The following is a 19978-nucleotide window of genomic DNA, read 5'->3' on the forward strand; positions in this document are numbered from 1 at the left end:
TTAACCTTTTATCTTCGCGGCAATTCGAACCAGAATGTACTCCCCTGACTCACCTTGCTGTTCAGTCCAATTCTGCCACCATGAGCCTCAACGGCTAACTTACAGAACGTCAATCCGAGACTATTCGAAGATATTTGGCCTTGCTTGCGCGCTGCACCAGTTTCTATGAACCAACCAAATATTAACCAGTGCAATGCTCCACTGATTATTTTCCAACAAACCATTACTATTTTATGCCCTGCAATCCTCTCGCATAATCTGAATTTACTCACAAAACCCTTCCAGCTGTCAAATTTAAATTAAACATTGATCCTTCTCCTTTCCGCCAGAAGACGGAAATCTCTGGCAGTAATTTCGAATAATTAACCATCTTATATGAAATGAGCTGAACCCTCTTCAGCCATCCCCTCATCAGCCCCTTGGCCATCACGGTCAGGGGGCTTTTTTTTTATTCCCAACTCAAGGAGACCACCATGAAGCACCAAAAACTTGCACGTCACCTGTCCGTAAATCCAGCCGAGATTGTGTTTTCCATCTCCATGGAGGCTGTGCTCTCCGCCATCGTCAAACGTATGGGCAAGGAAGCCCTCTCGCTGACGGTGGAAGAGATCGAACTGGCCAAGGAGGAGATTAAGGCTGCCATCGAACACAACCTGGACATCCGCGACTTTCTCGACGAAGGGCTCGATGCCTGGGAAATTACCCGCAATCTGTGACCTGGAAAGACAGAATGACAAAAAATCAGAGAACTAAGTTGGTGTCCCAAATTGCAGTGTTCATCATCGCATTCTCAATGTTGATGGTGTGCATCCCCTATGCAGCTGTCTTTTTGGCAATTTATTTTGCCGTTCAAGCCGCCAGACGAATCTGAGGAGAAAAATCATGATTATGCGCACCATCAAAACCGGCTACTGCCCATCCCTATCTGGCCGGACCACATTGACCTATCACGTTGGCTGGCTGGAAGCGAAGATATCCTTCCGGCTTTTCGAGAACAGTTCCGGCGGTCTCTTCAGCAAGGAGTGGGTCTCGTTAGAGCGGTTGGGGATCGAGGAAGGCAAGCCTATTTCTGCCACTGCTATTCAATCGCTCTTCAGCGGGAAGTCCTCGAACACCGGAGGCTTTCTTTTGGCCGTGCTCCTCAAGGAAGGGCTGATCAAACCGATCGATAGCAAGGGCCGTCATTATCAGGGATGCGATCCGGAGGCATTCAAGACTGCTATGCAAACATTGGTTGAATCCGAGGCACCGGCGGAGAAGCCACCACGCCAGAAGAAGAGAGGAGCCGCCGTGAATGATATTGGAGAATGCCACAATGAATCGAGAACTATTGAATAACGATGACCGTATCAACTTTCCCGCCGATCTCTTTGGTGTCCATTTCCCTTTCCGGGTGGAGCCACGTATCTATGTCACCGCTGGCAGACTGTCCACTGATTACCGTGGCGGCTATTGGCTGATGTACCGGCTTGAGAATGGCGGCTTCTATATGGCACCGGATGCGGATGCTTTTCAGGTGGTCTGCATGAACGGTTATGAGGGACCTCTGTCGGGGGATGCTTTCGGGATAACTGTCTGCTTGTACGCCTATAGCGAGCTGTGTTTTTCCGGTATCAGCCGCTTGGTTGAGGTGTGTTCGGAGCAGTATCACCTGTTGAGGGAGTATATGTTCGAGCACCCGGAGGTGGCTGCGATCTTGAGGGCCATCGACTGACCCGGCCAAAGGAGCGTTCGATCCCGCCGCTGGCTGTCGAGGCTCACCTGGAGGAGTGGGAAAAGTGGGTTTTTCAGGCTCCTCTGGGGCGGCCGGAAAAAAGTGCGCCTGGGCCTCTCGTTTCACACCGGCTCAGGACCCGTGCTCGAATTCCTCACTTTTCCCACTTCTCAACCGGGCCACTCTGGCCGAGGCCACGCCATCCGTATCGAAAACCTCCTAACGCCATCGGTTCACTTCCGGCCGCCGCTGTCCAAGTGGTAAAAGTGGATTTTTGCGGCCAGGGAGGGGTGGCCGGGGAAAATGTGCATGCCGTTTTCTCCCTGTTCGGGGTTGCCACTTTCGTTGGTGCCTCGATCAGGGCTATTGTGGCAAAAGGCTTTATCTGAGGACTGAACTTTCTGATAAGCCCAAACCGCCTTTCGATAGGATTTTTATTTCTCCCACGTTAACGACCTTTCAAGAGGACGTATCCCCGGTCCCAGTTTTATACGCCTTTAAAATTGGTCTAACAAGTTGAATTATCGAAATAATTTTCCATAATGGCGTTGACACGAACCAAGCCAGGTTGTATATCTAATCAATAGAAACAAGAGGGTGCCCGGCTTTAATCGGGCATGGTCCTTTTCAGCAAATGACGTGGAGGGGTAAACACAGAGGATATTCAAAAACGATTAATCAGCAAGCGCGTCGGTTTGAGCAATCAACATGAGGACGCCAAGCCCTAGGGGCAAAGAGTTCAAGATATTTCGGGATGCTATCCCCCTCTTTAACCTCATTTGTCAAAAGGAATGTCCTCATGTCTCAAAATAATAATGCTGATCTTAGTCAGCAGCCCAATGAAATACTTTCTTCCCCCGGCATCAACCCTGATTCTCCCCAAGAATCAAATCAACCTGCTCCACCTCTACCATCGGACATCATCACCGTCGTCCATGACCCGCGTTATACCCTCGGTAAGAAATTTGCGATAAAGCCTGACGGCAAAATCAGCAAAAAAGCTTCTGTCAAAGTTTCGTCCGGAATCGCAGTCCAACATCGCGTCGAAACCCTCGAATACCTTGAAAAGTTACTGCGAGAGGTCGGCGAGAATCCTAATGCGGCTATCATCAATGCCTATTTTCCCGACATTCCGGTCGGTGAGGAATTTGCCATCCTATCAGGCCGGGAAATTGAGACTCGCCTCGGCATCCCCAGAAACGATCGTGAAAAGCAGAAAGGTGTCCACGAGATCTCGTATGACGGCAAGACTTATAAAGCTGTTGGCCGGTTCAAAGAGAACGTGCTTCCCTCCTGCTGGCAATATCTCGACCGGGATGTAGACGAGTATACCCCGGAGGAGTTTGCCGATCTGTCGGTCGAAGAGTTGCTGTCCAAGATAGCGGATTTCGTGCCAGGAATGGCCGATATATCTTATCTCAAGACTGGTTCAACATCAGCCAGAGTCCTTCGCGATGGTGTTCCCGTTGGCGCTGGTAATGGTCACGTTTGGTTTAAGGTGAAAGACCCCTCTGACATTGAACGCTTCCGGACAGCCGTACTCATCGCTGCTGCCCAGGCGGATGTGACATGGTTGAAGCCTCGCTACAGCCGTAGTGAACCGGGCAAAGTCGAGGGGCATAGTCTCACTACCCTTATAGATACCAGCGTTTTCACACCAGGACGGCTAACTTTCACTGGGCAGCCTGTGGTCAGCGAAGGCCTGACCGTTATACCGCTGCAATGTTCCATCCACAAAGGTGAGATCGAGGCCCTCGATACTACCAAGGTTGTTCTGCCAGAAGCACCAACGGTTCGCGAAATCACCCGCAAAGCAGGCGTTGAAATGGATGTGACAAGCGGCAGCAACGGCCTCCGGGTTACAGCTAACGACCTGACCATAAATACCGAAATCGAAACAGAAGATCACGGAGTGATGACGGTTAGGGAGTATCTGGAGAAAGGCACCACGGAAAAGCTCCGCTGCCAAACGCCCTTCAGGGATTCATCCAGCTTTGCAGCATTTATTAGTGTCGGAAGGGACGGTACGCCGTTCGTTTATGATTCCGGCACTGGCATCACTCACTGGCTAGACGACAATGAACACGGCAAATTTGAGCTGGCAGTCGCTCGCGGAGTCATGAAGTCCGTTATTGAAAAAGCGAAAGATGACTGCGGCGCACCCTTTGAGCCGGATGCGGTCAGTGCGCTTGCGTTCATCAAGAAGCATGATTCGGCAGAGTTCACCCGGATTCGGTCTGCGTTAAAAAATGCCCACAAGGATTTATCTGTCGTCAACCTGGACAAGACGATCAGGGAAATCGCCGCCGAGAAGGACCTCGCCCAAACGCATCATGCCTATTCAATGAATGTACTTACCAGTTTGACCGTCGGTGGATGGAAGCCTGTAGGCTACCAAGGCAGTCTCTATGTGGTGGATGCTGCCACGTGTATTTGGGTTAAGTATTCCTTCGAGGCACTGACACGACGTGTCGCTGAGGACCATGACGGTAAAGATAATTGCAAGCGGAGTTCAGACTATATAGGAGTCGCCGATCATGCGATCAAGCTTGCCACCGATGATACGTTCTTTGCAAATGCACCGGTCGGATTGGCTTGTCCCGATGGGTTTTATCAAATCAGAGGTAACGAGATAATTTGTGAATCCCTTTCGCCATCGCATCGGCAGCGGGTGCAGATCGACGTGACACCGCAACAGCAAGCAACACCGATGTTCGATGCATTCTTGAAAGAGACCTTCATGTCCAGCGTACCGGACGAGGAACAGCAGCAATTGGTCCTGGTGCAGGAAATCATTGGGGCCATCATGCTTGGACTCATGGCTCGGCATCAGAAGGCTGTGCAGTTTTACGACCCTTATGGCCGCGCCGGGAAAGGTACGCTGGAGCGAATTTTAACGAGGTTGGTTCCAGCCTCTTTCACATCAGCTGTATCGCCGTTCAAGTGGGATGGTGAGTATTATCTGGCATCATTGGCAGGCTCCAGACTTAATACCGTGGGTGAGTTGTCTGATTCCAAGCCCATTCCAGCCGCTCCATTCAAAACCGTTACTGGTGGCGATCTCCTCACCGGACGACACCCCACTCATCGGCCTTTTACGTTCAAGAACGAGGCCGCCCACTTATTCATGTCGAACCATCTCATCACTACTAATGATCACAGCGAAGCGTTTTTTACACGGTGGCTAATCGTTGAATTTCCAAACAGTCGCCTCTGCTCGGGATTGCCGATCGATCCCGATCTGGCTGATCGAATTATCCAGAACGAGCTTCCAGGCATTGCTCAATTGGCTTTGGAGGGCGCAAGGCGACTCATGGAGAAAGGTTCGTTCTCGAAATCAATTGTTCATGATCGTTTGATGGCAAAATGGCGTCGCAACACCAATTCTCTCGAAGAATTTATTCATGAAGATTGCGATCGCGGCAGTGAATTCAAGGTGCGACGTTCGCATTTATACGAGAAATACAAAGTTTGGTGCAGTGAAAATGGGCGGCGTCCCTTTGCCAAAAGTAAGGTCAAGGAACTGCTCGCCCATAACATTGGATTGGGTGTTTCCCATGCAAGCCTCGACGGTCATGAAATCTTCCGAGGCATCAAGATGAAAGATACTCCAAACATTACGTCTGTATGATCGGCCACCGGGGGCAATGTTCCAAACCGGTTCAACGCCCCCGTGGTTCCTCGTCTCTGCGCCGCAAGTGGATTAAGTGCGTTTTTGGGGTCGGGGTTATTGCCCCACAAAAAAACACCCACCGGCAGGGATACCGTTTTTCTTTGGTCGGAGAGGGAGGCGAGAAAAAATCCACTTTATCCACTAGTTACGGACTCATGCAGGGCATAGGTTCGCGGGGAGCCGTCGGCCTGGGCCTCTAGTCGACCCGTTGCCGCAAAACCGCCCCGGCGCATACCCAGGCCATGGCCCGCCCCGTCGGCCAGCACAGCGAGGCAACCTGGCCACCTCTTGAGCCTCACCTGCCGCCGACCCGCCCCGACGACGTGGCTCGCCTCAATCGGCTTGGCCATCGAACCCGTTAAGTTAACGAGATGGGGGGTGGGCTAATAACGTATTTTAAGAACGTTTAATCAACCAACCGCCGCCCACTATGCGGCACAGTATAGGAGTTAAGTCATGCCTAAGTTAGCGTTAAATGCCCAGTTCGTGAATTCTATAACCTGCCCTCCAGGAAAATCGAAGGAAAACTATTACGATGTGGCAGTTACAGGTTTCATCCTCGAAGTCAGGGCCAGCGGCGGCAAAACGTACGCTCTACGGTATAAGGACCAGCACGGCCGTCAGATTCAGCACAAGATTGGAGATGCTCAGTCGATCTCCTTCGATAAGGCTAAGAATGCAGCCAAGGTGCTGAGGTCAAAGGTGGTGCTCGGTGAAGACCCCTCAGCCGAAAAACGAATCAAGAAGATGGTACCGACCCTGGATGCGTTCGTCCGGGATAGTTACGTTCCGTTCATCATGACCGACAAGCGGAGCTGGCAGTCTGATTTAACCCTGCTGGATAACCATATCTTACCCCGGTTCGGAGCACTCCATCTCGACAAGATAACCGAGCAGGCCATCAACGACTTCAAGCATTCTATGGTGTCAAAGGGTTACAAAATGGGATATGCGAATCGGTCGTTGGTCTTAATCAAATATTTATTCAACCTCGCCTTAAAATGGGATACTCCGGGAGTAACCACTAATCCTGCCAAAGATGTGAAACTCTTTCAGGCGAACAATGAAAGGACACGTTTCCTGACGGCAGAGGAGACACAGCTGTTGCTTGCCGAACTGGACAAAAGCAGGAATAAGCAGATCAGGTTTGTTGTCCCGCTGCTTTTGCTGCTGGGATGCCGGAAACGTGAGCTGCTCGACAGTAAGTGGGAGGATATCGATCTGGATCGCAGGACGTGGCGGATTCCGATGTCAAAATCAGGGAAGGCTCGTCACGTGCCGTTGTCCAAGGTCGCCATCGAGATATTGAATCAACTGCCACAGTGGGAGGGCTGCCCGTATGTGGTACCAAACCCGGACACCAAGCTGCCCTTCGTCATGATCCAGCGAGCTTGGGATAATGCCCGGAAAGCAGCAGGGCTACCCGAGGTTCGGATGCATGACCTCAGACACAGTATGGCCAGCAATATGGTGAATTCGGGTCGATCGATCTATGAGGTGGCCAAGGTTTTGGGCCACAGTCAGTTGAAAACCAGTATGAGGTATTCGCATTTGAGCCAGGAAACGCTACTGGCCGCCGTGGACGCTGCAGCAACCGCAACAGGAATGGGGCAGATATAAACGTACAAACAAAGAGACTCCATCTGACCCATACCCGGTCAGGTGGAGTCTATAATCATCATCTATTTTTTTTGACAGACTAGCAACCCGACATCGTCGCCCGACTCGCATCAGGTGTGTTGGGTGCATGATGGATAGTCTGCTACTAAGCCCTTCTACTTCACTCGTTTCCAAGTGGGATAGCCTTTGCCGCCGATGGCGGCTGCAGGATTAATGACCTTCATTTCATCTCCGGCGACATTCATAAACAGCTTCTGCTGTTCCCCATCCCAGTTCGGGAAAGTGCTCCCCTCTATGTTAAAGACTACAGTATGTTCCTTTGCGTCCGCTATTTTGTAGCTCCCGAACCAAGCGAGCGAACCTTGAACAACGGCTTGATATTCCTCAGCGGTACCTTTTACACGGCTACTAGCGGCGAATTTTGGAAGGCTTGATTTCATCATAATTACCGAGAAACGGCCGTTTGGAGTCAAAATCATGGAACCTCTCGGGTTGGTGCCGAACACATCGATCTTTTCCCCATCCTTTTCAACGAAAATCGAGACGAGGGTCCAAGTTCCCTGGATTTGTTTCTCCAAAGCGCCTCCCTTTTCTTTGGCCCACGCATTGGCAGATCCGGACACAGTCACAAAAGAAGAAATAATAGCAACAAACGACAGCATTCCGATCCATTTCCAAGCATATTTTCCCATGGCACTCCTCCTTTTATCGGTTGTTATGCGATGACTGTTGCCGAGCAACGGGACACTTTTCTTGCTTCTGGTATTTCTAAGTAGTTCAATACTGACTGTCGCCAATGCAGGTAACCGGTTTTAGAAAAACTGGTTTGGCGAGATAGAGAAGTGATAGGACGCATAGATGCCTCCTGTAGAAAGGGTGTTTTTACGTTACCCTCGCCTTTGATTTAAAATCAACTCAATTTTTTATCTATTACACTGAAATAACGTTATTATTAACCACGATGTGGCACCCGCTAGCTGCCATCGATGAGGTTGCGGCAACCACCGGCGAAAAATGGGAGTAGGCACAGAAACCATAAAAATAAAATCCGGCAACGTCGCCCAGCTCACATCAGGTGGGTTGGGTGTATGGTGGGCGGGATTCAGACGGCCGATTTAGCCAAAGAAATTAAGTTTTTATAGCGAGGGCTATACATACCGCGAGAGGTTGGGTGATGGTTGGGTAACGGAAAGAAAACACCAGAAATCGCCCGTAATCCCTTGGAAACACTCGGTTTAGAAAAACCGTTCCAAGAATTGCTGGTACTAGTGCACCAAGCAAGGATGGTCACGGGATTACGGGAGACCGACAATAGAAAGTGCATTCATGAGTGTGACATTGGCATGCGTGAAGTTGTCCAACTGCCCCTGAATTTCGTATGCCCACTTTGCACCGTGGAATAGGTTGTTTCGTAGCCGGTAGACGACGATGAGAAGCACGGCGATGCGATCTGCTGGGTTTGAGTTTTCACCTTTCAGCACAGCGTGAACAAGGTCTCGACAATCATTTGGCCTGAGATTTAGACCGGCGAGGTGGTGAGTCTCCGCGCCGTTTACGTAGTACCGTTGTTGAAAATATAGAAGACTTTCAGCAAACGGTTCGGTTCTGAGACGGCCTTGCGCTGACCAATCGTGTATAAGCGCAAGGATTGCGCGAGATGAACCGCGCGTTGAAAGTGCGCGCGCCTCAAAGAAACTCCATAAAAGGGCGAAATGTGTGATAGCTGCGCGCTCTTTTTCTGACAACGCTTTGAAGCCGGGAGCATTTTGTTCAAGCCACTGGATTGGATTCATGACGCAACAAGTTATTATCCGGTTTCTGTTTATCACTCAGTGTTTCGCAGCCTTGTCTTGGTTCAACGGGAATAGGACTTTTGAGCTGTTCATGATAAACCATTATGAACGGAGGAAAGTCCATGCGAAAGAAACGTCACAACTACAGCCCTGAAGAGAAGGTAATCATCCTCAAGCGCCACCTGGTTGGCCGGGAAACGGTATCGGATCTCTGCGATGAATACCAACTGCAGCCGAATACATTCTACGGTTGGCAAAAGCAGTTTTTCGAAAAGGGAGCTGCTGCTTTTGCCCTAGAAAACAAAGACTCCAAGAAGGTACAAGAACAACGAATCCATCAGCTTGAAGATAAATTACGTCGGAAACACGAGGTTCTTTCCGAGTTACTGGAGGAGCATATCCAGTTAAAAAAAGAACTTGGGGAGCTCTGAATGGTAGCTGGGTTCCTCATGATACACGTGATACCGTTGTTGATTTCAGCAAGCATTGGAGCAAGAAAGCTGAAGTGGCCCTGCAAGAGATCATCGCTTGGCTGGCCGTTTCCAGGAGCAAGTTTTATGCATGGATCAAGCGGTACGGCAAGGCCAACGAACATAATGGGCTGATCCCCCGGGATTTCTGGCTTGAACCTTGGGAACGGGCAGCGATCGTCAATTTTGCTGTCAACAATTCCCTTGAGGGGTATCGGCGGTTGACGTTTATGCTACTGGATCAGGACATCGTTGCCGTCAGCCCCAGCAGCACCTGGCGAGTTCTAGGCCAGGCAGGGTTGCTGCAGAAATGGAACCGGAAGAAAAGCCTCAAGGGCACCGGCTTTGTGCAACCGCTCAGGCCCCATGACCATTGGCATGTGGACATTTCTTATATCAACATCTGCGGCACATTTTATTATTTGTGCAGCATTCTCGATGGATGCAGTCGTTTCATTGTCCACTGGGAGATCAGGGAACAGATGACGGAAATGGATGTGGAGATCATCCTGCAACGCGCCAAGGAGCACTTTCCCGAAGCCCGGCCAAGGATCATTTCAGATAACGGGCCACAATTTATTGCCAAGGATTTCAAAGAATTCATCCGTATCTCGGGAATGACGCATGTGCGGACATCGCCATATTATCCGCAGTCCAACGGCAAATTGGAACGGTTCCACGCAACCATCAAGGGGGAATGTATTCGTCCCGGTGTCCCGCTTTCCCTTGACGATGCCCGAAGAATGGTTGAAGGGTTTATCCATCACTACAACAACGTCAGGTTGCACAGCGCCATCGGATATATCGCGCCGATGGACAAATTGAACGGCAGAGACCAGGAAATATTCAAAGAGCGAGACCGGAAACTGGAAAAGGCCAGGGAACTGAGAAAGAAAAAACGACTTCGTGCCTACGGCCCAATCAGCCCAAGGGGAGATAACACGAACACTCATACCCCCTTAATGCAAACAGCTTGAATGTCCATTTCCAACTGAGGCGGAACAGCCTAACGAACAGCAGGGCGCGTGAAGGACTGTATTGGTTATCTATTGCTTAGCAATGATCTGTACAATCGAATCTTGTATCTTTGGTATAATCTCTTCCAGTTTAGCATTTGTAACAGTATTCATTGGATAGGATGGTTTTAGTGTTACCGAAGACAACAAAGCGGTGACATAGGCCGATTTGACGGCATAGTTGACACCCTGTGGAACATCCACCCCTTTACTGGTCACCTTGGCGCGTAATGTAGAAGTCGTAACGCCAACCACTTCTCCGTTCATGGTTAGAAGAGGACCGCCACTGTTCCCACTTTGAATAGCCGTGGTGGTCTGAATAATACGAGGGTCATCTTGGATTCCAGACAAGGAACTAATGATGCCATTCGTAACCTTGGGATTTTTTCCCATAACACCGCTTTTAGGATATCCTACAGTAAAGACCTCGGCCCCGATCTTTGGGGTTTTGGATGCTAAGGGTATTCCCTTGGGCTTATATTTACCTGAGGTGTCAATCTTTAATATTGCGAGGTCGTTGTGCTGATCTGAAGTGACAACACTCGCAGGGTACTCCTCAGAGCCAATACTATTAAACCTCACTGTTAGCTGAACCTGCCCTTCAATCACATGGTAATTTGTCACGATATATCCACCTTCAGTTACCCAACCAGTTCCGGTATATGTGACAGAACTCGCTGGGGAATTTGAGGAGGGTGGCTCATTTTGTGACGGGGGGCGCTTGCCAGTTGTCGCAGTCTGTAGAATATCGATAATTGTATGATTTTTATTGGCAACAGCAACATCAAGGGCTTTTCCCCCATTTTTATTCTGAATATTGAGATTGGCTCCTTTATCGATCAACAATCGAACGATGTCAGCATTGCCTTTATCGGTCGCCAACATCAGTGCTGTTACGCCTGCCTCACTCTGGACATCCAGTTTAGCTCCTTTGTCAATTAACATTTTAGCGAGATCAGTGTGGCCATGATGCGCAGCACCCATTAGTGCGGTCTGGCCATCCTTATTCTGAATTTCTAGTTTGGCCCCTTTGTCGATTAACATACGTGCGAGATCAGTGTTGCCTTTAGCAGTCGCCCACATCAGTGCTGTTTCACCATTTCCACTCTGAACATCCAGTTTAGCTCCTTTGTCGATCAACAATTTAGCGATATCAGTGTGGAGGAACGAAGCCTCCATAAGAGCTGTTCCGCCACTTGCTGCTTGAATATCCAGTTTGGCCCCTTTGTCGATCAGCATTTTAGCGATATCAAAATGGCCATTTGTCGCCGCACCCATTAGTGCTGTCTGGCCATTTTTATTCTGAATATTGAGAATGGCTCCTTTATCGATCAAAAGCCGAACTGTACCGATGTTACCCTTAGTTGCTGCCCATATTAGTGCTGTATCGCCAGTAGGGCTCTGCTCGTCGACACTATGACCTTTGTTAATTAAAGATTCAAGCTGGGGCAGGTCCCCGTTCTGGGCCGCTCTCCATGGAGTCGGAGCGCAACCGGTCAGGAAAAAGAAAGCTAAAATTTTAATTAATATTAATAAGTTAATTCCTTTTTTTGTCATTATGTTCCTCGTAACTAAAAAGTTATGCTCATTTCTTGACAGGAAAGTGGTCTTCAGCAATCGACCTTAAAAAAAATTAAATTTCTTGGCCATTTTCGTACCATTCAATTTTATGAGATGTTTCGCCTCTTCCTGTCTTAAAAATAACCAGCGCACCTAACTTATAATTCAAATTGTTCTCATCTTCAGGTGAGGTATATCTGCGAATTTTCACTCTATCGAAATCTTTATCTTTATTTTTTTCTTTCTTGATCTCTATTATCACCAGATTATTTTCTTCACCTCGTTTGTGAACGATAATATCTGGATAAACTGACCTTTTTAACAATTCATCATTTCCATCAGAATCATTTAGTTTTCCTAATTCTTCCAATTCGCAACGGAGAATCTTTAAGTATTTCTTGTTGTTATATGCTTTCGAATATCCGTTATATTCACAGTCAACGTCTAGTTCCGGGAATTTATCATTAAGATAAACGGCAAGTTTATGCGAGATAGCCCATTCACTAATATCCTTTTCAAGGAGGAAATCATCTTTTTCTTTCAAGGTGGCTATAGCAGCCTCAACGATGTCTATTATTTCTTGCTTTTCCATTTTCTATCGGTGAATGCCGGTAAGAGGGTTGCCAATTTCAAGAACTCGCTTTATTTCGGTCTTTTTACTTGATAGAGATTCAACGACACCACTGCCTCTCACAAGGCACCCCATCTCTATTTCCATCCATTTTGGTTCCTGGACAATTCTTCAAAAAGAATGTCGCCTCTTGGCATGATGTCATCTGCGAGCAATACGTTCTGCCGTCACATCCGTTCTGACCACCCGAGGCGCGATCACCTATAGGGCGACCCTCTCGAATGGGTATTTGTCGAGGATCATTGCCCGCTATACTGGACCGCTGTGAAGCTTGTTCAAGATGTCGCCATTCCCAAGGCGGAATGGCATCAGGATCAGCCCATAACCCTCTTTTGCTATGTCGAGCTTCAGCCTCTGACTGTTTCCATTGTGAACAAAACTGTTCTTTGCAATACTGCAGATAGACCCAGGCATAACCGTTCTGGATAATCAATTCGTTGAGATTTTGCCCGTCAACCTGCACCAATCCAACAATTCGGCCATATCGGTCAGTATCCTTTTTTTCAATGTCAATATGCCTGCCTGCGATCAGCGTACTAGTGACTTCCTTTGCTTTCTGGCCAAAAGCCTGTCCATTTTCTGGAGTATCAATCCCATAGAGCCTGATCTTCACCTGTTGCCCTTGGCGAAGAACCGTGATCGTGTCACCGTCGGAAACGGAAACGACCTGTGCTGGCCAAGCCAGACAGATAGAGGGAATGGAAATCAGGATGAGCAGGGTAATGAGATGGATATGGGCTGTTGTTGACCGGTACACGCTGTCTCCTGTCAGTGCAGTAAATAAATAGGATATTGTCTCGTCATCTACTGCACCGGGCGAAAGAAATCAATCCCGGTAAATATACCTATAGCGACAGTATAATATCGGGAATTTAGCGAAATAAAACTAATAGCTGCTTGAAATGAAAATACTCGAATTATCCGGTGCCGATGACCATCAAGGGGTCTCGGATTAGGTCAACTCCATCTTTCATTGCAAGGTATGGTCATTGGCCAGGCAAAAGTGGAAAGCTGCAAGGCAAGGACTACGAATTCATGAGCAGTGGCGGGTCCATGTGTTTTCCGATCCGATGCTATCCACCAACACTTACCTTCCTGGGCATCAAGACCATTTGACGAAAATTGAAACATGTAAAAGTGTCCAAGATATGGAAATAATCCGATAATGCGTAACCTGAAAACGCACTTTTTTTCCACGCTATATACTGAATTAAACTCGACAATTAATCTGTTCAAGTGCCGATCCAATACATTATACAGGCTAGCGATTTAATCGTTACATTAAGCGCATCCTATCAATTCGAAATCATAGAAATTATACCAGTTTTAAATGACACCCCAGGCCTTCGTTAATTTTGCTCCAAAGTTCCCCTGTGCCATAATAGCTACCTCAAGATGTTCACCTTGATGGCTTTGCCAAATTCCAAGAAACTTTGTAGCCTGGGTGCTAAAAGTTTTGATAGGTACCATGCCCCGTAGGACACTTACTGCATCGAGGTGGAAGAACAAAACAGGGTATCCAAACAGAAAATAGCTCGCTTTACTCTGTAGCTTTAACGATACAGTGGGTTAGGACGTATTACATTACAGAATGGTTGATCCGCATAGGATCTCACTTTTCTGTAATAAACCGGATAAGTATCCGTTATAAGAATACCTGTGTCAGCAGGTAAACGTAGGATAGCCTCAGGTGCCAACAAAGGTCTCATAAAAGTGTGGGAGTCATTGTTGGAATAATCGCCTGTTTGTTCCGATCCATACCTCTTTATACCTTGCCCCAACATATCGGAAACGAGTTGTGCGGTTTCAAGGTCAAATACCTTCAGGACCGATATAGCTGAACTGTTTCCAAGGAAGTTCTGCCAGTCGTTGTGATAGTCCCGCTTTAACTGGCTTATAGTTTGAATAAATATCCAAAGCCTAATTCCCCTACCACCCATAAGACCAAAAGCTCTAGAAACAACCGGGAGCGAACCGACTGTACCAAACTCATCCAAGTAAAAATTAACAGGGTTCGTTAAACTGTTGCAATTAGACGACACTGCATTGATCGCCATAGATATCATCATACGAGTCAAACCACTATATGCCTCTAGTAAATGAGGCGGGAGTACAAAAAACACCACTAACTCAGTAGTGTTATCTGTGAATTCCCTGAAACTAAAATCACTGCGAGACAGGCTCTCCTGGATCATTGGGTCATTAAGGAAGTTCAACTGGTTCCTGGCTGTGGAAATAAAATACCTGTCTTCCCTGTTATCATGGGCAGGATTCAAGGTAGAATAACGTTCGAGAAGCATCCGTGCCAAGCAGGTAGAGGGATAAGTCACCGGATCGTCCAGCACGGTATTTGCAAGCGATTTTATTCCCTCGATGCCAGAGTGGATTACTTTCATCACTCCTGGAAGAGTTGCCTCCTCATGCTCACTTCGGATCAAAGCATCTGTTATTCCTATAGCAATGTCTCGTGCGCCATTTATCCAATGATCATTGCGTGGATCTGTGCACGGTATTAAACCAGTAAAAAGATCATATAACTTAGCGGTATAATAAGGATCACTTGGATTAAGGTCAGCAAGAGGGTTATAGCAAGCGATTATTTCGTATATAAAAACAAGCTGACCGTACGTCTTATTGATTTCGTTAAAGGGGTCAACAATTACAACTTTCTTTCCAATAAACCTTAAATAAGGAGCTGTAGCCCACGCTATTTCGCCCTTGGAGTCAAGAACAAAAGCTGATCCAGGAGCCCAAAGTATGTTTGGAATAATTGTTCCTACAGTCTTCTTTGAGCGAGTTGCACCTATTGATACAAGGTGTGCATCAGCTTTAACATAAAGATCGCGAGGGTATACTCTTGGATCATACTCCCTGCCGATGAAACAATGATCCTCTGGGCGACTGTTTTCATCAATAATGCCTATATCAATCTCTTGGCCAAATCTGGAAATACCATTTTGGACTTGGTAACGATTTAGTATATTCATTTGAATTCCCATTGCTTAGTTTAATCCATAAAAAAGAGATCATCGATTTCATGTGAGATCCCCGGATTTTCAATATCACGTGAATCATCGATTTCTTGATGCAGAGCTTGCTCTCTCTTCTTGTTCCTTCTTTCTATGTTAGCTCGAGCTTGGCCCTTAGGTCTCTGAGGGACCCTCTCTATTCCGCGAGCCTTAAGACTCCTGTGGTCCACTCGAATCTGATGGCCATACCGTTCATAAGCGGCATTGACCGCATTGGCCCATTCCTCTCTCCATTCTCTAATAAGAGAGCGGCCTTTTTGGTAAGTCCATTCCCTGTTTTTCAATCCAAAGGAATCATCCCCGATATTCCGTAAAGAAAGCAAAATGTGCGCGTGAACCTGCCTTGGGTCGCCAGCGGGAGGAGGTGGATGTATATCAATCTGGGCAATCCTTCCTTTGCTGACCCAGACCTTATTCACAGTTGATCGGATGACTTCTATTTGCTGAGGAAGTGCCAACTCACAAGGCACAGCAAGGATCGCCTCTTGCATGAGTTGAGCATCGCGTCGTCGTTCACACTTCTCAATCTCGGACGCTAAAGCCTCCGGGGTATTTATCCTTTCCCTGAATCCTGGTGAGGTATTGTCAGGGAACATCAGTTCAGAATGTAGAGTTTTTCCTCGACTACGGTGGTAGAACTTTTTACCTGTGTTACGGTCAGTTAAATTTGATCGATTATTGTAAGCTATTTTATCAACCAAATTCGTTCCATTCTTTCTGGATATGAATTTAGCTGAATAGCGATAAAATCCTTCTTCTTCCATGATGATCTCCTTGTTACTTGAGACTGGAGAAATAAATTGCTATCAGTAATAAAGTCATTTTTTAATGTTTACATGTGCAGTTATGCATTGAGTATATTCTCCGGTTATTGGACTTTATTCTGGCTACCAACATCCCTCACCTCCTCTTTATTTCTTTCTGGAAAATATTCTGTTTTTCCCCAGAGTATCTGATATTTAGTTGAAGGTGGCCTGCCAGTAGCTGGTCTTATCACTTCGACATGCTTCAAACACCCCAATACATCTGATAAATAATTGAGCACAATATCAATATTTTTTGCTCTCAGCGGTGTATTTCTACAAGCTTTTGTTACTTGTACCTTTGCAAATTGATCGTTATTATCTTTGACATCATAAATAATACCAACAATCTTTGATATCTCATCGCTCGGAGGGCAACAAGTATCAATTATCTCAATTGGCAGGGTGTCGATTAGATTGCTGCGCATATTGCAAGGAAACTTTTGGTCGAACCTTTTTGGATCTTCTATCATGATCGGCAACGAATATTCCATCTGGTTGTTGTATGGCTTTAAAGTCAAAACACCATACTTTACCCTTTTGTCTCCTTGTCTAGCAGCAGCAACATCATTTAATTTATCCTTTTGTTGCTGATAAAATAAATAATTCAAATAATTATTTGATTGTAATGAGTAATTGTGTACAATTGGTTTAGTCGATACTACTTGATAATCGTTAGGAAAAAGCGTTGTTGGTAGCGAAATTTTTGGATTATCAAGACGCGTGTCAATGCATCTATTCAGTTGCACATTAGCGCGTTTGACAATACCACCCGTAATTTGTGCAACGTCTATATATAATTTAGGATCAAACTTGATAGGCTCAAATTTTCTATCAATTTCAATTAATTCAATCATTCATTCTCCTCGGGTTAACCCACTTCAGTCCGGCTACCACTAATTGGACTGAAGTGGGAAATTATTATTAATTTTTTATTTATTCCTAACTGGACTAAATATTAACTGTACCTTTGCCGGTTTGATTTCAATATAATCTAAACCTAACTTAGGCATTATCACCCCAGCGCCTTGGACTGCCACTGAGCATTCATATTTATCTCTTAACTCATCTGGCATGCTCATGATTCTTTCAATCAACTTATCGCATAACCCATTTTCATTAAAAAGATTAATACTCTCATGTTCAGTACCAACTCTATCAATTTGATAACCATCTGATATATTTTTATTTTCCTGTTCCATCTTATAAATCTCCAAATAAGTGTGGCACAACTGCACCAGTTGTAAATAATCCTAGATATTAACGACCGTGTTAATACCTTAGTAAATTCCAGGGATTCCCCCTGGAAGTGTCTTGTTGACACCGTCGATCCCCTTTTTGGGGAGTTGCATAATCAGCCCTCCTCCGTTGGCCAGAACCTTTGACCATTGACAACAGGTGAAACGGTCCGGGATTCGATGAATGCTTGTACGTCTTCGGGCTTATACATGACATTCCGCCCGACACGAACCCAGGGCAATGGATAACGTTTTGTACAACGCCATACCGCCAGGGTCTTGACATCAACCCCTAGAATGTCGGCTGTGATCTCTGGTTTCAGGAGGTTGCGAAGAGAAGATTCGCTTGCAGGATATTTGTGAAAGGAATCCGGAGATTGAGAGATGGATTTTTTGGATGTGTTGACAGTGCTTTGTCGGTCCATGTTTTGCCTCGTCGGTTTTGATTAACAACAATCAATTTATGACATAAGCATAGACTGGCTCCACTAGTGGACTGTCAAAAGAAATAAATTACTTTGATTTTAGACAGTTAAAAGATTTCTACTAGTGGAAAGTTAAATAAAAGAGCAGAATTTTTCGCCTTTGGAGCTCAGATTTTTGTGAGTGGCAAGCTTATCATGCAATGTGGGAAGAGCTCGTGGGAAGAGGGGTGTACTACGAGGGATAGAGACGTCCTCTAGGGCTTCATCATCAAGATCTGAAGCAGTAGCCTGGAAAGCCGGCAGCATTTGCCCGGTTGATTGTTGATCAACGGCTTTAGCCAATATCGCTGGTTCTGGATGTGTTACGCCTGCTCTGGTAGCAAGACCAGGTAAGGCGACGTATCTCTGGTGGCATCAAGCCCTCCTTATATTGAATCAAGGAAAGCAGAATACCGGTTAATGGTTACCCGCGACTATTCTCTCTTTAGGCACTGGCCATTTTACCGGAATGGTGACTGCAAAAGAATCAGAATGCTGGCCTTTTTCCCGCCGGATACGCAGGATGACGCTCGGATGCAGAAGAACTACGAAGATGAAGGGCAATTTAACGGGTGATCGGACGAAAACAGACGGCAAGCTGGGGCTCGACTATTTGCTGGATGATTAGGGCGACAGAATCGCGAAATGGAGCCAGGCGCATACGTGCCTGTGAATCAGAAATCGCAATTACCAATTATCTTCTTCATTAGATTGCTTTATTAGCTTTCTTGCACGTGATCGCTGGAGTCCTGCAGGATCCTTCGAATTACTTATTTCTAATTTGGTTAATGGACACAATAAGACACCAACCCTGAAAGCACATATTCCCTTATATTGTTTTTTCAGAGCTCGGGTAATAATGTTTAATTCCAGGCCTTTATTTTTTAGTCGCTCGCAAAATTGTTGATCAGTTTCTTGTGGTTGTTTATTAACGTATTCATTGATTTTTTTTTCTCCATCAAAGGAATATTTTATATTTTGCCTATCAAGAAGCCCAGCGGCATCTGTTTTTTCAATGTAAATTAAGTCTTTAATGTCCCCATCTTTATCCCAAAAATGATTGTAATTCCAACAATCATGGTTCGTAGCATATGTAAGGATATCTATCGCTCTATTTTTTATTTGAGGAGAATTTCCTGAAGAATGTATATTTTTTTTATTAAAGTCATATTCCCACCATAAAAACTCATTATCATTAATATGCAATGCCTGATTTATCAAACGTGCCGTTTCGGAAAGAACGTTAGGAAAGATATTAAAACTAGGCTCAAATCTGTTGTCGTCGGTAATCGTTCCGTCTGTATGACGCACTTTTAATCTTCCTTTATATTCAGGAGGAGAACTCTCTTTTGAGCAACAATCTAAAGATGAACGATTGTTCTGGCTAATTGCAACGTCTACCACCAGTTCTGCCAATTCAATAAATCTTTCTTTCATCTTTTCCTCCTTTCAATGAGAGCGTTACGAGAAAAAATAGGGAATATGTAAAATGTTGCGGATTTTGCCTGGAATGTTCAGTTCCTGGTACTGTGCTTGAAGTTATTGTTGCTGGATTCGTAAACGCCTTGGAAGCAGAACCAACCATACATACAGAGTGTTAAGGAGCGCGAAACGTCGTTCTCGTGGTTTTTTTCGATAACGCCATTTTTGAATTATAACAAATTGATAGGGCCGTGCGAAGAAATAAATGTTTTCATTGTTAGTGTGAGCGGTAATGCGATCCCATCAAACATAAGGGATAAAAATCAAGGTGCAGAATTCTTCTTTTGGGTGGGAGTACTGAGAAGGAATTTATGGTTCTTGCGGGGCGGATAATTTCAAGCCTAACCCATACATATCCCAAAACAAAAAAGCACCTAACGATTTCTCGCTAAGTGCTTGATATTTATGGTGCGCCAGGAGGGATTCGAACCCCCGGCCCACGGCTTAGAAGGCCGTTGCTCTATCCAACTGAGCTACTGGCGCAC

General features: G+C 46.2%; 19 protein-coding genes and 1 tRNA gene. 7 read left to right on the top strand and 13 right to left on the bottom strand.

Translation table 11 applies throughout. The features are described 5' to 3' along the window. Positions 1-8 precede the first annotated feature (8 nt). Positions 9-224, bottom strand: coding sequence for an ATP-binding protein (locus ACHZCX_RS08260; RefSeq protein ID WP_319588727.1), 216 nt, complete (start codon positions 222-224; stop codon positions 9-11). 249 nt (positions 225-473) lie between these two features. On the opposite strand from ACHZCX_RS08260, the gene ACHZCX_RS08265 reads away from it, so the two are divergent. The 5 genes from ACHZCX_RS08265 to ACHZCX_RS08285 all read left to right on the top strand — a co-directional run bounded on the left by ACHZCX_RS08265 (position 474) and on the right by ACHZCX_RS08285 (position 7007). Further along, a complete protein-coding gene (locus tag ACHZCX_RS08265) occupies positions 474-716 on the top strand; it encodes a hypothetical protein (protein WP_319586757.1) in 243 nt (80 codons plus the stop codon). Between the two features lie 166 nt (positions 717-882). Next, positions 883-1338, top strand: a complete 456-nt coding sequence (locus tag ACHZCX_RS08270) for a hypothetical protein (protein ID WP_319586758.1) — start codon at positions 883-885, stop codon at positions 1336-1338. Further along, entirely contained in the window at positions 1316-1714 is a 399-nt protein-coding gene (locus ACHZCX_RS08275) for an antirestriction protein (RefSeq protein ID WP_319586759.1), read from the top strand. The genes ACHZCX_RS08270 and ACHZCX_RS08275 overlap by 23 nt, the downstream gene beginning before the upstream one ends. 799 nt (positions 1715-2513) lie before the next feature. Continuing rightward, complete coding sequence (locus tag ACHZCX_RS08280) at positions 2514-5345, top strand: phage/plasmid primase, P4 family (RefSeq protein WP_319586760.1); 2832 nt, start codon at positions 2514-2516, stop codon at positions 5343-5345. Positions 5346-5843: 498 nt separating this feature from the next. Then, on the top strand, positions 5844-7007 hold the full coding sequence (locus ACHZCX_RS08285) for a site-specific integrase (RefSeq protein ID WP_319586761.1): 1164 nt from the start codon (positions 5844-5846) through the stop codon (positions 7005-7007). Positions 7008-7162: 155 nt separating this feature from the next. Here the strand turns inward: ACHZCX_RS08285 and ACHZCX_RS08290 are convergent, their stop codons facing one another. Both ACHZCX_RS08290 and ACHZCX_RS08295 read right to left on the bottom strand, forming a co-directional pair. Further along, positions 7163-7699, bottom strand: a complete 537-nt coding sequence (locus ACHZCX_RS08290; RefSeq protein ID WP_319586762.1) for a lipocalin-like domain-containing protein — start codon at positions 7697-7699, stop codon at positions 7163-7165. Positions 7700-8302: 603 nt separating this feature from the next. After that, positions 8303-8800, bottom strand: a complete 498-nt coding sequence (locus ACHZCX_RS08295) for a hypothetical protein (RefSeq protein ID WP_319586763.1) — start codon at positions 8798-8800, stop codon at positions 8303-8305. 104 nt (positions 8801-8904) lie between these two features. Between ACHZCX_RS08295 and ACHZCX_RS08300 the strand changes: the two genes are divergently transcribed. Continuing rightward, positions 8905-9231: a transposase gene (locus tag ACHZCX_RS08300; protein WP_319585208.1), complete on the top strand. Its 327-nt coding sequence runs from the start codon at positions 8905-8907 to the stop codon at positions 9229-9231. Between the two features lie 74 nt (positions 9232-9305). After that, on the top strand, positions 9306-10247 hold the full coding sequence (locus ACHZCX_RS08305) for an IS3 family transposase (RefSeq protein ID WP_319586764.1): 942 nt from the start codon (positions 9306-9308) through the stop codon (positions 10245-10247). Between the two features lie 69 nt (positions 10248-10316). On the opposite strand, the gene ACHZCX_RS08310 is transcribed toward ACHZCX_RS08305, so the two are convergent. The 10 genes from ACHZCX_RS08310 to ACHZCX_RS08355 all read right to left on the bottom strand — a co-directional run bounded on the left by ACHZCX_RS08310 (position 10317) and on the right by ACHZCX_RS08355 (position 19976). Continuing rightward, positions 10317-11843: an ankyrin repeat domain-containing protein gene (locus ACHZCX_RS08310; RefSeq protein ID WP_319586765.1), complete on the bottom strand. Its 1527-nt coding sequence runs from the start codon at positions 11841-11843 to the stop codon at positions 10317-10319. 76 nt (positions 11844-11919) lie between these two features. Continuing rightward, on the bottom strand, positions 11920-12438 hold the full coding sequence (locus tag ACHZCX_RS08315) for a hypothetical protein (protein ID WP_319586766.1): 519 nt from the start codon (positions 12436-12438) through the stop codon (positions 11920-11922). 79 nt (positions 12439-12517) lie between these two features. Continuing rightward, a complete protein-coding gene (locus ACHZCX_RS08320; protein WP_319586767.1) occupies positions 12518-13234 on the bottom strand; it encodes a thermonuclease family protein in 717 nt (238 codons plus the stop codon). 796 nt (positions 13235-14030) lie between these two features. Next, positions 14031-15464 carry a type IV secretory system conjugative DNA transfer family protein gene (locus ACHZCX_RS08325; protein WP_319586768.1) on the bottom strand — a complete coding sequence of 478 codons (1434 nt, stop codon included), beginning with the start codon at positions 15462-15464 and terminating at the stop codon, positions 14031-14033. Between the two features lie 20 nt (positions 15465-15484). Next, positions 15485-16270 (bottom strand): MobA/MobL family protein, encoded by a 786-nt coding sequence (locus ACHZCX_RS08330; protein ID WP_319586769.1) that lies wholly within the window; start codon positions 16268-16270, stop codon positions 15485-15487. A gap of 104 nt (positions 16271-16374) precedes the next feature. Then, positions 16375-17166 carry a hypothetical protein gene (locus ACHZCX_RS08335; RefSeq protein ID WP_319586770.1) on the bottom strand — a complete coding sequence of 264 codons (792 nt, stop codon included), beginning with the start codon at positions 17164-17166 and terminating at the stop codon, positions 16375-16377. A gap of 75 nt (positions 17167-17241) precedes the next feature. Continuing rightward, positions 17242-17511: a hypothetical protein gene (locus ACHZCX_RS08340; protein ID WP_319586771.1), complete on the bottom strand. Its 270-nt coding sequence runs from the start codon at positions 17509-17511 to the stop codon at positions 17242-17244. 152 nt (positions 17512-17663) lie between these two features. Then, complete coding sequence (locus tag ACHZCX_RS08345; protein ID WP_319586772.1) at positions 17664-17972, bottom strand: helix-turn-helix domain-containing protein; 309 nt, start codon at positions 17970-17972, stop codon at positions 17664-17666. 726 nt (positions 17973-18698) lie between these two features. After that, positions 18699-19448 (bottom strand): hypothetical protein, encoded by a 750-nt coding sequence (locus ACHZCX_RS08350; protein WP_319586773.1) that lies wholly within the window; start codon positions 19446-19448, stop codon positions 18699-18701. Between the two features lie 451 nt (positions 19449-19899). Continuing rightward, positions 19900-19976, bottom strand: a tRNA-Arg gene (locus ACHZCX_RS08355). Positions 19977-19978 lie beyond the last annotated feature (2 nt).

The organism is uncultured Desulfobulbus sp. (assembly GCF_963662935.2).
Taxonomy (GTDB): domain Bacteria; phylum Desulfobacterota; class Desulfobulbia; order Desulfobulbales; family Desulfobulbaceae; genus Desulfobulbus.